Origin of the sequence: Hymenobacter lucidus, assembly GCF_020447265.1 — a bacterium.
In the GTDB taxonomy this organism is placed as follows: Bacteria; Bacteroidota; Bacteroidia; order Cytophagales; family Hymenobacteraceae; genus Hymenobacter; species Hymenobacter lucidus.
Window position 1 is genome coordinate 50,725 of sequence record NZ_JAJADR010000002.1, and the last position, 13,738, is coordinate 64,462.

Consider the following 13,738-nt stretch of genomic DNA (forward strand, 5'->3'; position numbering starts at 1 on the left):
ACCAATCCTTTATCCATGCTTCCCCCACCCATTGTCAATCCTCTTTTTCCAGTATTTCTCAAGCTGGAGCAGCTGCGGGTGCTGCTCGTGGGCGGCGGTAATGTGGGCCTGGAAAAGCTCACCGCTATAGTGCGCAGCAGCCCGGCCACAGCCGTCACAGTCGTTAGCATCACCTTTCTGCCCGCGCTGCGGGAGCTGGCCGCACGCTTCCCAACGGTGCAGCTGCGCGAAGAGCCCTACACCGATGCCCTGCTCGACGAAGCCGACATCGTGTTTGCCGCCACCGACGACCCGGCCCTGCACGCCCGCATTAAACAAGCCGCCCGGAGCCGCCGCCTGCTGGTAAACGTGGCTGACACGCCCCCGCTGTGCGACTTTTACTTGTCATCGGTGGTGCAGAAAGGGGCGCTGAAAATTGCGGTTTCCACCAATGGCCAGTCGCCCACGGTGGCCAAGCGGGTGCGGGCCGTGCTGGAAGAAGCCCTGCCCGACGAGCTCGACGCGGTGCTGCAGAAGATGCCCGCCATCCGGCAGCAGCTCGCCGGCGACTTTGCCACCAAGGTCCGCACCCTAAACGAAGTAACGGCCGGACTGGCCGGCGGCCCCAGCTTCGAAGTACCAGCCACGCGCCGCTGGCGCCGCCTGGCCCTGGGCGCCTTGCTGGCCGCCGGGGCCCTGGCCGCCGTGCAGGTGCAGGCCCTGCTTTCTTCTCCTGCCCTCAAAGATCAACCCCTTGAGTAGCAGGCAGGAAAAACCCATTGGCGTGGTGCCGGAGCTATACGTGGTGGGAGCCGGCCCCGGCGACCCGGAGCTGCTCACGCTCAAGGCTTACCGCATACTGCAAACCGCCGCCGTCATTCTCTACGACAACCTGGCCAATCAGGAGCTGCTGGCTCTGGCCCCGGCCGGCTGTGAGTGCCTGTATGTGGGCAAAAAGCCCTACGGCGACTACACGCCCCAGGAAACCATTCACGAGTTGATTCTGGAAAAAACCCGGGCTCGGGGCCGCGTCATCCGCCTCAAGGGCGGTGACCCATTCATCTTCGGGCGCGGCTTCGAAGAAATCCTGTTTGCCCGGGCCCACGGCATTGCGACGCACTACATTCCGGGCATTTCAAGCATGCAGGCCCTGGGCTCCGAAGACATTCCCCTCACCCACCGCATCGTGAGTGAAGGTGTTTGGATGGTCACGGGCACCAAAAAGGACGGCTCCTTGTCGGTAGACCTACGCCTGGCCATGCAGAGCAACTCCACCGTGGTGATTTATATGGGCCTGAAAAAAGCCGCCGAAATTGCCGCCGCCTACTGCGAAATGGGCAAAGGCGACACACCGGCCGCCGTAGTACAACATCTTACCTTGCCGCAGCGCAAGCTAGCCGTTGGGCCGGTGCGCCACTTGCCGGCGCTGGTAGCCAGCCAGCAGATTACCTATCCGGCCCTGATTGTTATCGGGGGGGTGGTAGGCCTGGGCCATACCGTGCCGATGGCAGGCTCAGCTTAGGCCAACGCTTTGGCCACCAGAGCTTGTGCCTCTGCCGGCAAGGCAAGCTCCAGGGCCAGGGCATGGCCCTGCGGAGTCATTTTGCGCCAGGTTTTCTGCACAATGTCAATAACTTTCTCTTCGGGGTGCTGCCGGGCAAAATCCAGAAAGTAGTATTCCAGAAATACCAGGCAAACCACATCTTCTAGCAGCTGCACCTCTGTGTCGTGCGCAAGCTGTTGCTTTTGCACTAGGGCCTGCACCCGGGTAATGGTAGCTTCGTCGTAGCCCACTTCGGTTAAAAGCCGACCGGCCACTTCGGCGTGGTATTTCTTGAGCGTATTGCGCCACTGGTGGTAGCCCGCGCGGTCCATCGGAAAGTCGTGGCGCGGAATGGCCCAGCGACAGAGGTGCTGGCCGCGGGCCGCCAGCTGCAGGGTTTCGGGGGCTTCGGGGGCTACGCGGGCCAGGCAGGCACTCATGCGGTGGCTGTAGAGCAGCTCCTTGGGCCAATGGCGGCCGGCGGTATCCGTTTCTTGGTTGGGGTCCTGGGCATTGGCGGCGTCAAACTTTTCCAAGGCAGCCTGAAAGCGGTTCGGTAATGAATCCATACAAGGAAAAGTAAGCAATGCGTATCAGAACCCGATAAAGAGTCTGGGAAGCAAAAGAACAGGCTGAGCCAGGAATAACCAACCAAGCCCGATGAATGACCTAAGCAGGCAGGCAGTACACACATAATTCACTGGCTATAAGGCATAAAAAAAGGACGCCGATACGACGTCCCCTTTTCCACAACCAAAACACCTAAAAAACTATTCTTTCGAAATTCATTTAGCAATTCGTGTGCCAGGATCCATTTATTTTCTGCCAACAAGCAACCTTTTTAGGTTTTTCGCCAACAAGCTAAATTTTGAGACGATTTAGTCTCAATGGCGCCGCAATGCTATAGTGCTTCCGTAAGGGTAGGTGTAGGTTGCTGATATCATTTACAGAGCGTGCAGGCCAAAGGTGGCCTTTACTGTTTCAGGATGCGGGTGATGGTTTTGGCGCCTCCAACTTCGAGCGTCACCAGGTATACGCCGGCGTTCAGCTGCGGCACATTCAACTGGGTACGGTTGGCACCCGAGCGGATTTGAATCGGAGCATTTAACACAGTGCGCCCTACCAGATCAGCAATCTGTACGGTGCCGGTGCCCATAGAGCGGGCATCGAAAGTCAGTGTAAAGGCATCCTGGAAAGGATTCGGATACGCGGCAAACGTTTCGGCTTTAACGATGGAGGAAGTGCTCAGCACGAAGCTCAGGTCCTTGGCGCCACGCAGCACCTGCCCCCGAATTTCGCCACCGGGAAACTGCGCCGTATGCAGATTCACATACATACTGTCGCGGCGGAACTGCAGGGAGCGGCGGGCCGTGAAGGGCCGGGCGGCGTTAGGAGCACCGTTGCCGGTAGCCTGCCAGTAGCCTTCTGCATTGCTGGGGGCGGTAGTGTTGTCGAAGAACGGGGTAAGCTCGAATACAACCGGGCCTGCCTGCGTAATGAGGCCGGTATGGAAGTGCCCAGCCTGGGCCGGACCCGTAAGGCCACCCCACGACAGCATAAAGTGCGCGTTGCTCTGGTCACGGTCGATGGATACCAGGCCGGAGCCGTAACCGGGCGAGCTGACGGGAGTTGGCTTTTCCTGATTTCCGCCCATAGCGAAAGTGTAGCCCTCACGCGCCAGCCGGTATACCTGGCCCCGAATTTCGCCGTTGGGCCGGGCGGCCGTAGCCAGTTGCAGGTTGATGTTGCCCGCCAGTAAGTTGCGGCTCAGCGCCCCGTTACCAGCATTCAGACCGGTAAACAGCACTCCCAGAAAGTCATTCTGAATCAGGCTAACCAGTTCGTTGGTAGCCTGCAAAGCGGGCGTATTGGCCTGCCCTACCGGCGAAGAATACAGCAAAGCCGACGTTACGGGCCCAGTCAGGCCTGAGTAAGTGGCAAACACGAACATGGAATCGAGCGTGGGGCTGAGCCGGAGCACGGCAATGCCTTTGGCCGGCGAAAAACGTCCCCCAATTACCTGGGCGCTGTCAAGGCGGGCATCGAAGTTGATATAAGCCCGGTCCTGGAAGACCCGGCCGCGAATTTCGCCCCCGGCATTGGCCGCCGTTACTACGTTGACATACAGCGTACCGGCTTCAAAAGCGGTAAGTAGCGTTGGCGTCACTGCAATTTCGCCGCTGATAACGTTCGGGTTGTTGGGGTCACGGAAAGAAGTCAGGCTCAGCACGGAGGTGCCGGCCGTAGTAGCCGTGGCATTGCGCAGCTCGAAAGCGGTAGCAGCGCCGCTCAGGCCTCGCACAACGGTTTGAAACTTGATTTTGGTTTTATCCTGCGACAGGGAAAATACACCGAAGCCCGAAGCCGTAGTCGTAACGGCGGGCACGGCAGTAGCACCGCCCAACTGCGTGATGTAGGCATAGTCTTTCTCCAGCTCAATCTGGCCCCGGATTTCCCCATTTGGATTGGCTGCCGTGTGCACGTTGATGTAATAGCCACCGAGCAGGTATTTGCGCCGTTTGGCCACGTCGAAGTTAGCTCCGGTCAGGAAGCCCTGCATGCGGTTGCCTCTCAGCATCGGCTCCAAGCTGGTAACGATAGGCCCGGCAATGCCCCGCGCCCCCAGGTGTACGTGTGCCCCGGTGATAGGGCCGCTCAGGCCGGTAAAGGAGGCCGTAATGAAGAGCGTATCCCGCGTAGGGTTAATCGTGAAGCTGGCCACGCCTTTGGCCGAAGTCGTAACGGCCGGTACTTCCTGAGCACCTTCCAACTTGGCCGACAGCAGCAGATGTGCCCGCAGGTGGTCGGCTCGTACTATGCCCGAGGCAAGCAGCAGTAAGCCGGTTAAAAAAAGGGTAACGTGTTTACGCATGATAAAGGGGTTAAGGTGAATGAAAAAGGCCTGGTGTGAAGATACCTCTTCAGCTATTCGTGTTACCAACTGATTAGGTTGCTTCTCAAGCTAACAGAAACGGAGAAAATGGGTTATATTATTTTTTGGATACTTTGTCTTATCCAAGTGCGGCCCGCTAAGTTATTGATTAAAGCGGCCCATTGGTCGTACCTTGCGGGCTTTTCCCTCCTACTCTCCTCTCCTATGGAAGCTCCCCGCGACGAATTCATGCGCGAAGCCATTCGCCTTTCAATTGAAAAAATGCAAGCCGGCCACGGTGGTCCGTTCGGTGCCGTGGTGGTCAAAGACGGCCGCATCATTGCCCACGGCTTCAACCAGGTGACCAGCACCAACGACCCCACCTGCCACGCCGAGGTCGATGCCATTCGCAAGGCCTGCGCCGCCCTGGGCACCTTCCAGCTCGACGACTGCGACCTATATACCAGCTGTGAGCCTTGCCCCATGTGCCTGGGCGCTATTTATTGGGCCCGGCCGCGCCGCGTGTTCTACGGCAACACCAAGCAGGACGCCGCCTCCATCGGCTTCGACGACCAGTTTATCTACGAAGAGCTGGACCGCCCCATGACCGAGCGTCAGCTGCCGATGACCCAGCTACTGCGCGACGAGGCGCTGGCCGGTTTCCGGGCCTGGGAAAGCAAGGAAGGCAAAACTGAATATTAAGCTTCTCGCAGTATATTTTTCCTCACAAAAGGCCTCCCCGGGGGCCTTTTGCTATATTCAGGGCTATGAAACACTCCTTTTTGATTGCTGCCGCGAGTTTGCTGCTGGCCGCCTGCGCTACCACGCCCGAAGAGCAGAAGGCCATTGCGGCCGTGGAGCAATACGTGCAAAAGCAGGTGGGCAGCAGCGTAAAGCCCATTCACTCGGAAGCCCACAGCGGCCACCAGGAAGACGCCGAGGGCCGCAACCGCAGCGGCTACACCGTGGAATATACGTTCGAGCTGGAGCGTAGCCCCGGCAACAAGGAGGAAGTAACGGCCGTGTATTTTGCCGACTCGGCTGGCAACGTAATGCCCTCCACGAAGTAGGCGGAGCAGCTCGACTTGGAAAATCACTATTTATTACCCTAACAGTGCGAAACTATTCGCGACGCTAAAATATTATCTAACCAGCATTTATGGGCTTTGAAAAGCCTTGCTGGTTGCTATAGTCACAATTGTAGCGTCGCTTTTGAAACAGCTATCCACTACCCTATTTCTTTTATTCTTCCTGCTTCACAGCGCCGCGGCCCAAACCGGCAGCTGGTACCCGCCGGGGGCCGACCTGTCGTACCCACGCACGTTGCTAAAGGCCGCCGCTATTCCGCAGGTGCAGGCGGCGCTGCTCCGGCCCGCAACCCAGGCCCTGTACGCCGGCCTCTATCAGAGCGTCGAAGCCGCGCCTGCTGCCGACAATACCTCTGCCGATGGCCGCCGGGCCCGGGCCACTTTTGCCAAAAACGCGGCTTTCGTGGTGCTGCTGGAGCGTAAATCGGCTGACGGCGCACTTAGTCCTTTGCCCACCGAGGAAAAAGCGGCCCTGATTGCCACTACCAAAACGCTACTCGAAAGTATCAACACCAACGTAGAAGTGTTTGCCACACTGAGCAATCCGTCCTCCTACAACGAGTGGCAGTGGCGTTCCAAAGAACTGATTGACTATCTGATAGCCTACGACCTGCTGCGCGGTGCCGGCGAAACCGACAACTCCCTGGCCCTGGGCAAGCGCCGGCTGCAGGAGTTTGCCGGCCACCTCGATTCGCAATCGGTGAAGCCGTTTAAGCCGGTTTCGTTTCTGAGCTATGAGTTTTACAAGCAGGTCAAGAACAACCACACGCTGATGACGGCCGCCGCACTGGGTATGGCGGCCGTGGTGCTCAACGACGTGGGCAGCGCCACTTACGTCAGCCGACGGCCCACTTCCTGGATCAACCACGGCCTGTTCAATATCGACAACGTACTGTGGCAGGACGCCCAGCGGCAGTCGGACCCGACGGCCGTGGCGGGCTATGCCGAAGGGCCCTACTATTTCAAATACGCGTTTCTGAACTGTCTGCCGTTTTTCCGGGCAATGGGCAATTTCCTACCCGATACCACCTTGAATTACAACTTCGGCGGGACCACGCGCGGCATCCGCAACCCCTATTTCGACCCGCGCTATGACCAGCTTTACGACTGGATTACGGCCATTCTGCTACCCGACGGCCGCCTGCCCGCCCTCGAAGATTCCTATGTGGACATGGCCATGCCCGAGTTGGCCCTCACTGGCAAAAGCCGCTACGTGAAGCCACTGTATTTACGCAACTTGTCGAGCCGGCAGCTCAACTCCCTCTCGGCCCAGCTGCGCGACGCCACGGTGGACATGCGGGCTGCATACCTGGCGGCCAACCTACTGCCTACCGCTACCACCCTGCCCGCACTGACGGCTCTGCCTCAGAGCGGCAACCTGATTTTCCGCTCCGGCAACGACTCCCTGGCCAGCTACCTGCACGTGTACGGCAAAAGCGGCACGGCCCATACCAACTCGGGCGGCCACAGCCAGGCCGATGCCGGCAGCTTTCAGCTCTATGCTCACGGTCAGCTGCTGGCCCTCGACCCGGGCTACCTCAGCTACGGCCGCCGCGACTCGCTGGGCCAGGCTACCAACCACAATATGCTGCTGGTGGATAATGCCGGCCCCGCCATTGGTACGCCCGGCGCGCCCAACGATGCGCCGGCCACTATTCGCAATGCTTTCCAGACTGGCCAGCTCACCTACGGCGAAGTGCAGACGACGTACCAAACGGCCAGCATCACGCGCAAAACGCTTTTTGTCCGCAACCGCTACTTCCTGCTAGCCGACTTCGTGCGGGCCAGCGCGGCCCACACGTATACCTGGCAGCTGCACGGCTACGGCCTCGAAAATGGCCCGGCCGCCACCGGCAGCTTCACCGATATACTGACCGGCCACGAGGGAATCTGGCGGAAAAACGGGGCGGCGCTGCAGGCCCACGTAACGGCCACCGGCGGGGCCAGCACCTACGCCAAAGCCACCAACCGCCACGAGCTGACCTACAACGTGTCGGAGAAGCACACCACGCTGCTTGTGCGCAAAAGCGGCGCGGCCCAAACGCAGTTTCTGGCGGCCCTCTACCCCTTTACGGCCGATGCCCCGGTTATTACCACCACCAGCACCGCCTCTACTGCCGCCCTGGCCGCTACTACCGACTTCCGGGACGTCGCCTTTGCCCAGGCCGATACCGTGCTGACGACTGATACCGGCAGCCTGCTCCCGCAAGCTGTGCAGGCCGATGGATTGGTTAACTTTTACTCAACGGACCTGGCCGGCAATTTCGCTCAGCTTTTCCTGGAACAAGGCACTACGTTGCGCTACGGAAACTTAACCGTCCTCCAATCGGCCCGGCGGGCCACCGTGGCCTGGCAGCGCACCGATGCCACCGCCTACGCCGGCTATATCAGCCGCGCTACTACGCTCACCGTGGCGCTTAGCAGTGCGCCCACGGCCGTCACGGGTGCCGGCGTGGCCGCCTTCCGCTACGATGCCACTACCCAACAGCTCAGCATTACGCTCACGCAGGCCACCGACTTCCGGGTGAGCGTGGCCGTACCGAATGGTAATGTGCTGCCCGTCGAGCTGACCGCTTTTACCGGTATGCGGCAGGAAAACACCGTGCAGCTGGCCTGGAAAACCGCTTCGGAGCACAACAACCGCGGCTTTGTCGTGGAGCGCCGCATTGCGCCGGAAACCGGTTTCCGGGAAATTGGCTTCGTAGCGGGCAACATTAATTCCACCACCACCCGGCGCTACCAGTTTGTGGACGAAGCCGCTCCCGCCGGGCCAGCGTACTATCGATTAAAACAGCTGGATACGGACGGCAAATTCACGTATTCGCCCGTCGTGGCGCTGGCAGCCAGCCCCGCCCGGGCAGCACTGACGGTAGCCCCCAACCCGGCCCACGACTTTCTCCAGGTTTCCTACTCCGGGCCGGCCGACCAGGAGGATTTGCAGTTGCAGTTGACGGATCAGCAGGGCCGCACAGTGCTACGGCAGCGCATGCGGCGGGCAGTGCAGCTCAACGTCAGCAGCCTGGCACCCGGCCTATATTTCCTGCGGGCTACCGATGCAGCCGGCCACGCGGTGGGCAAAGGCCAGAAGGTACTGCTTGGGCTATAAGCCGCGTAAATAGCTTCCTGTTGCCTGTTGCCAGCTCTTAATTACCCGCACGCATACGTGTGGGCACTGTTAAAACGTCGACCGTTGCTGCAAAGCAAAAGCCCCGGGCCATCTGCATGACTCGGGGCTTTTGCTTGTTCAAAAGAAGTTATTTGCCGCGCATACCCATCATTTTGGCCATTTGCTGCATGCCACCCTTGGTGGAGCTCATCTTGTTCATGGTGCGCATCACCTTGCGCATGTCCTCAAACTGCTTCATCAGGTTGTTTACCTGCTGAATATCGGTGCCGCTGCCTTTGGCCAGGCGGCGGCGGCGGGAGCCGTTCAGCACTTCGGGCTGGGCGCGCTCCTGCGGGGTCATGCTCTTGATGATGGCCTCAATGGGCTTGAAGGCGTCGTCATCGATGTCCACGTCCTTGATGGCCTTGCTCATGCCCGGAATCATGCCCACCAGGTCCTTCAGGTTGCCCATCTTCTTGATCTGCTCCAGTTGGGAGAGGAAGTCGTCGAAGTTGAACTGGTTTTTGCGAATCTTCTGGTTGATGCGCTTAGCTTCATCCTCGTCGAACTGCTGCTGGGCGCGCTCCACGAGCGAAATAACGTCGCCCATGCCCAGAATCCGCTGTGCCATCCGGTCGGGATAGAACATGTCGAGGGCTTCCATCTTTTCACCCGTGGAGATGAACTTGATGGGCTTTTCGACCACGGCCCGAATCGAGAGGGCCGCGCCGCCGCGGGCGTCACCGTCGAGCTTGGTGAGCACCACGCCGTCGAAGTTCAGCCGGTCGTTGAAGGTTTTGGCCGTATTCACCGCATCCTGACCCGTCATGGCATCCACCACGAACAAAGTTTCGGAGGGGTTGATGGCGCGCTTTACCTGCTCGATTTCGCGCATCATCTGCTCATCCACGGCCAGGCGGCCGGCGGTGTCGATGATGACTACTTTCTTGTTGTTTTTCTTGGCGTAGGCAATGGCATTCTGCGAAATCTCGACCGGATTCTTGTTTTCCGGCTCCGAATACACTTCCACGCCCACCTGCTCGCCCAGCACTTTCAGCTGGTCGATAGCGGCAGGACGGTAGATGTCGCAGGCCACGAGCAGCACCGTGCGGTTTTGCTTCTTGATGAACGTGGCGAGCTTACCGGCGAAAGTAGTTTTGCCCGAGCCCTGCAAGCCCGAGAGCAGAATCACGGCCGGGTCGCCTTTCAGCACCACGTCTTCCTTCGTGCCGCCCATGAGCTGGGTGAGCTCGTCGTACACGATTTTGGTCATCAGCTGGCCCGGCGAAACCGTCGTCAGCACGTCGCGGCCCATGGCCTCGTCCTTAATCTTGTCGGTGACTTCCTTGGCCACCTTGTAGTTCACGTCGGCATCGACGAGGGCGCGGCGGATTTCCTTGATGGTCGCCGCAACGTTGATTTCGGTGATGCTGCCCTGGCCTTTGAGGGTTTTGAAGGCTTTGTCGAGCTTGGTACTTAAATTATCGAACATCGGTAGATGTGCTGCTTGGTTGCGTGGGGAATGAGGCGGCGGCCAAGCTACAAGGCTTTGGCAGCACGCTGTTTTTCAGCAAGATGGAAACGACAAAAAGCAAGTTTCAACCGCTGCACACCGCCGAAAAAATGGACGGGCCGGGTGAGTTTCGCCTTTGCCCTAACAGACAAGGTACGCGAATCGTCGCCGCTTCGCTCCCCAAAATTAGCCAGAAAACCCCAAAAGCCGATAGGTGCTTACCTTCGCGCTCCGAAACCGCCCAAATCTGCCCCTTCTGCCCTATGCGCCTGCTCGTCATTACGTATTACTGGCCGCCTTCCGGGGGGGCCGGCGTGCAGCGGACGCTCAAGTTCGTGAAGCACCTGCCCGGCCTTGGTGTAGAGTGCACCGTCATTACCGTGGACCCCGAAAAAGGCGCGTACCCGGTGCTCGACGAGTCGTTGGCAGCCGAAATTCCGGCCGGGGTGCGCGTCATTCGCACGGGCACTTCCGAGCCGTTTGGAAGCTACAAAAAGCTCACCGGCCGGCAGCAGATTCCTTACGGCGGCTTCGCCAACGAAAGCAAAACCAGCCTACAGCAGCAGTTTTTCAAATTCGTGCGCGGCAACCTGTTTATTCCCGACCCACGCCGGGGCTGGAACAGCCACGTGCTGCGGGCTGTGGATGAGCTGATTGCGCAGGGTGAAACCTTCGATGCGGTGCTCACCAGCTCGCCGCCCCACTCGACCCAGCTCATCGGGCTGGCCCTGAAAAAACGCCACGGTCTGCGCTGGCTGGCTGATATGCGCGACCCTTGGACGGATATCTACTACACCAAGGAGCTCAACAAAACCCGCTTTGCCCGCTGGCTCGATGCCCGCTACGAGCGCCAGGTGTTGGAACAGGCCGACGAAGTGCTAACTACCAGCCCCGACACCAAGCGGCTGCTGCTGGGCAAGTCGCCGGCGCTGACGGCCAGTAAATTCCACGTCATTCCGAACGGCTACGACGAGAGTGACTTCCAGATGCCTTCTGCTCCACCCGTCGATGCGCTGCTGATAACGCACACCGGCACTATTTCGGAAACCTACCATATAGAGGAGTTCCTGCGGGCCTGCGCCGAATGCGCCCGGCGCCACCCCACGGTGCCGCTGCGGCTACGCTTCGTGGGCAAGGTATCGGCGGGCGTGCAGGCCCAGATTGCCGCCGCCGGCTTGGCTAGCCGCACCGAGCTGGTTGCCTTCGTGCCGCACGACGAGTCGGTGCGCTACCTGCTGCGGGCCTCGGTACTGCTGATGGCTATTCCCGATGTAGACCACAATTTCGGGATTTTACCGGGCAAGGTGTTCGAGTATCTGGCGGCCAATAAGCCCATTATCTGCATTGGTCCCGTGGGCTCGGACGCCGACAACCTGCTGCAGGAATGCAGCGCCGGCCATGCCTACGCCTACGATGCCTACGAAACCATGCTGGACTACCTGGAGGAACTAGCCGCCCAGTGGCAGCAAAACTCTAACCTGGACTTGCCGGCCCTCAGCCACACCCGCTACTCGCGCCGCGCCCTGACGCAGCAGCTGGTGCAGCTTATCGCCAGATAAACACGACGCACCAGACCGCAAGCACAAGCAACACGTTATGAACTACTTGCGCAGCTTGCCCAACAGCCCTTTGAGCTTGGCCGGCACGCGGCTGGCAACTTCGGCGCGCAAATCGACCCAGGCGGAGCGGGCCAGCTGCCGGCCCTGCCACTGCCCGATGGCCTCGGCCGTACGCTGGGCCAGGGTGCGGTAGTGCTGGCGCTGGTAGTGGCGCAGGTTGTTGGTCACATCGGCGGGGGTTTGCACGAAGTCGCGCACGTCGATGACAAAGCAGTTTTCGGCCGCAGCCACGAAGTCGGCTAGTGCCTGGTTCATGACCTGGTGCCGCTGCAGCGCCCCGGTTTCACCGGAGCCGGGTATGTCAATTTCCGCGCCGTTGAGGAAGAAAATTGGAACGGTGGCGGGCACCTGTTGGCGCAGCCAGCGCAGGTTGTCCTTAAATCGAGCGGGGGTAATCTGGCCCTCGAAACTAAATTCCTGCTGAAACCGGCGTAGAAAAGCTTCATCCATCCCCTGGAAACGACGTTGGCTATACTTGGCAGCTTGTGCAGCCGGCTCGGCCGTGGTCAGGTTCTGGTAGCCGCCGAAGGGAATTTCAGCGCCCGTGGCTTTTTCGCGGTACAGCTCCTGGGTGTAGTCCATCAGGGGGCTGTACACCAGCACATCGAAACCGGCGCCCCAGAGCCTGGTGTCGAAAGCCTCGCGGCCAAAAAATGGCAGACTGAGTGCCAGGCGCTGCTTCTCACTTTCCGGCAGCTCCCGGCCCTGGCGCAGCAGCGCGGTGTGCTCCATGTGCACCGGAATCTGGTTTTCGTTGTTAAAGTTGAACTCCTCGTCTACTGCCAACTCGTAGGCCTGTAAAAACGGCGTGAGCTGCCCCAGGTCACAGCCGCCTTTGAGCAGCACCCGCAGCCGGCCGGCCGCGGGTTTAGCGGTTAACTTATTCGTTACGGAAGCTTCAGCAGCTTCCGTGGTTTCGACGGTAATCCAGTCAGGCCGGTCGTGCTGGTTGAGCTCGGTGGCTACGTCGCCCTGCACAGCCAGGGCCGGAAAGCCCAGCTGGGCGTAGGTAAACTGCTCGACGCCCAGGTGCAAAATGCGGCAGGAGAAAACAAGCTGCGTCAGCCGGTTTTGCGCCAGATCCACGCCGTACACGCCCACCAGGCCGTAGTCGCCGAACCGGTCCTGCACCCGCACGGCGCCCCAGCGCTGCCTTGGGTTCTGCACGTCGGCCCGCAGGCTTTCCTTCGTGACGCGCTGCTTGGTAAAATTCAACTGGTTGGAGCGGTTGATGAGCTCCTCCACCCGGTCGAGGTCGGGCAATAAGGCCGCGCCTTCCTGGAACTGGATCCGCACCTGGGAGTCGCGCAGAAAGGCCAGGTTATCCTGGTAGCCGGAGCGGGCTTCCTGCTGGCGCTCCAGCAATTTATACTGCTCCAGGCGGCTGAGAGTGGGGTCGGGCTTGCCGCTGGCGCGCAACAGCGGGGCCAGCTGGGTTAGCTCGGCGGGGTCGGCCACTTGCAGCTTGGGGTTGTAGAACTGCGCCTCAGCCCGGTTGATGGGGTTGTCGTCGAGGAACAGCGCATTGGGAGCCCGTAGCTGCATTTTCTCCAGCAACTCCTTGATAATAGGACCTTTGGGCTGCCAGCTGATTTGGGGAAACACGAACAGGTCGCGGATACCCAGCTCGATGAGCTTGGCCTCGGCCGGAGCGAAGTCGTTCTTGGAAACGATGGTGTGCACGATGCCCCGGGCGGCGGTGTCGCGCACCAGCGCCAGGTTTTCGGCCAGCGCCTCTACCGCGCCTTCCGAGAGCGTGCCGCGCCAGAAAGTATCGTCCAGGTCCCAGATGACGACTTTGATGGGTTCGGGGAAGGTGAAATCGTTGGTCATGCTGAGGGACGAAGCATCTCTACCGCAGTGGTAACTAATAAGGTATTGCAACGAAGCGGTAGAGAGTCTTCGACTGCGCGGGCGCCAGATGAAGCATGACGACCGTAAAAAAGCCGACAGCGCACAAAAGTACGGAAGCTAGGGCGGGAATGCCTACTTTTGCCCTCCTTTCGCCCGCCGGGCGC

At 59.9% G+C, this 13,738-nt stretch carries 10 protein-coding genes; 6 read left to right on the forward strand and 4 right to left on the reverse strand.

The features are described 5' to 3' along the window. The first annotated feature begins 15 nt into the window (after nt 1-15). Nucleotides 16-741, forward strand: coding sequence for a precorrin-2 dehydrogenase/sirohydrochlorin ferrochelatase family protein (locus tag LGH74_RS06980; RefSeq protein WP_348532987.1), 726 nt, complete (start codon nt 16-18; stop codon nt 739-741). Next, nucleotides 734-1,501, forward strand: coding sequence for a uroporphyrinogen-III C-methyltransferase (cobA, locus tag LGH74_RS06985; RefSeq protein ID WP_226173830.1), 768 nt, complete (start codon nt 734-736; stop codon nt 1,499-1,501). The genes LGH74_RS06980 and cobA overlap by 8 nt, the downstream gene beginning before the upstream one ends. Here the strand turns inward: cobA and LGH74_RS06990 are convergent. Together LGH74_RS06990 and LGH74_RS06995 are read right to left on the reverse strand one after the other, a co-directional pair. Further along, nucleotides 1,498-2,091 carry a DUF4202 domain-containing protein gene (locus tag LGH74_RS06990; protein WP_226173832.1) on the reverse strand — a complete coding sequence of 198 codons (594 nt, stop codon included), beginning with the start codon at nt 2,089-2,091 and terminating at the stop codon, nt 1,498-1,500. The genes cobA and LGH74_RS06990 overlap by 4 nt on opposite strands. Before the next feature lie 404 nt (nt 2,092-2,495). Next, nucleotides 2,496-4,394, reverse strand: coding sequence for a CHRD domain-containing protein (locus LGH74_RS06995; protein ID WP_226173834.1), 1,899 nt, complete (start codon nt 4,392-4,394; stop codon nt 2,496-2,498). Nucleotides 4,395-4,619: 225 nt separating this feature from the next. On the opposite strand from LGH74_RS06995, the gene LGH74_RS07000 reads away from it, so the two are divergent. The 3 genes from LGH74_RS07000 (at nt 4,620) to LGH74_RS07010 (ending at nt 8,588) form a co-directional block, all read left to right on the forward strand. Further along, nucleotides 4,620-5,096: a nucleoside deaminase gene (locus LGH74_RS07000; protein WP_226173836.1), complete on the forward strand. Its 477-nt coding sequence runs from the start codon at nt 4,620-4,622 to the stop codon at nt 5,094-5,096. 65 nt (nt 5,097-5,161) lie between these two features. Beyond that, nucleotides 5,162-5,464: a hypothetical protein gene (locus tag LGH74_RS07005; RefSeq protein ID WP_226173843.1), complete on the forward strand. Its 303-nt coding sequence runs from the start codon at nt 5,162-5,164 to the stop codon at nt 5,462-5,464. A 142-nt stretch (nt 5,465-5,606) separates the two neighbouring features. Continuing rightward, entirely contained in the window at nt 5,607-8,588 is a 2,982-nt protein-coding gene (locus LGH74_RS07010) for a heparinase II/III domain-containing protein (protein WP_226173846.1), read from the forward strand. A gap of 148 nt (nt 8,589-8,736) precedes the next feature. Here LGH74_RS07010 and ffh read toward each other — a convergent pair whose 3' ends face one another. Continuing rightward, nucleotides 8,737-10,080, reverse strand: a complete 1,344-nt coding sequence (gene ffh / locus LGH74_RS07015) for a signal recognition particle protein (RefSeq protein ID WP_226173847.1) — start codon at nt 10,078-10,080, stop codon at nt 8,737-8,739. Nucleotides 10,081-10,364: 284 nt separating this feature from the next. Between ffh and LGH74_RS07020 the strand changes: the two genes are divergently transcribed. Further along, complete coding sequence (locus LGH74_RS07020; RefSeq protein WP_226173849.1) at nt 10,365-11,660, forward strand: glycosyltransferase family 4 protein; 1,296 nt, start codon at nt 10,365-10,367, stop codon at nt 11,658-11,660. 42 nt (nt 11,661-11,702) lie between these two features. Here the strand turns inward: LGH74_RS07020 and LGH74_RS07025 are convergent, their stop codons facing one another. Continuing rightward, nucleotides 11,703-13,553 carry a hypothetical protein gene (locus LGH74_RS07025; protein WP_226173851.1) on the reverse strand — a complete coding sequence of 617 codons (1,851 nt, stop codon included), beginning with the start codon at nt 13,551-13,553 and terminating at the stop codon, nt 11,703-11,705. Nucleotides 13,554-13,738 lie beyond the last annotated feature (185 nt).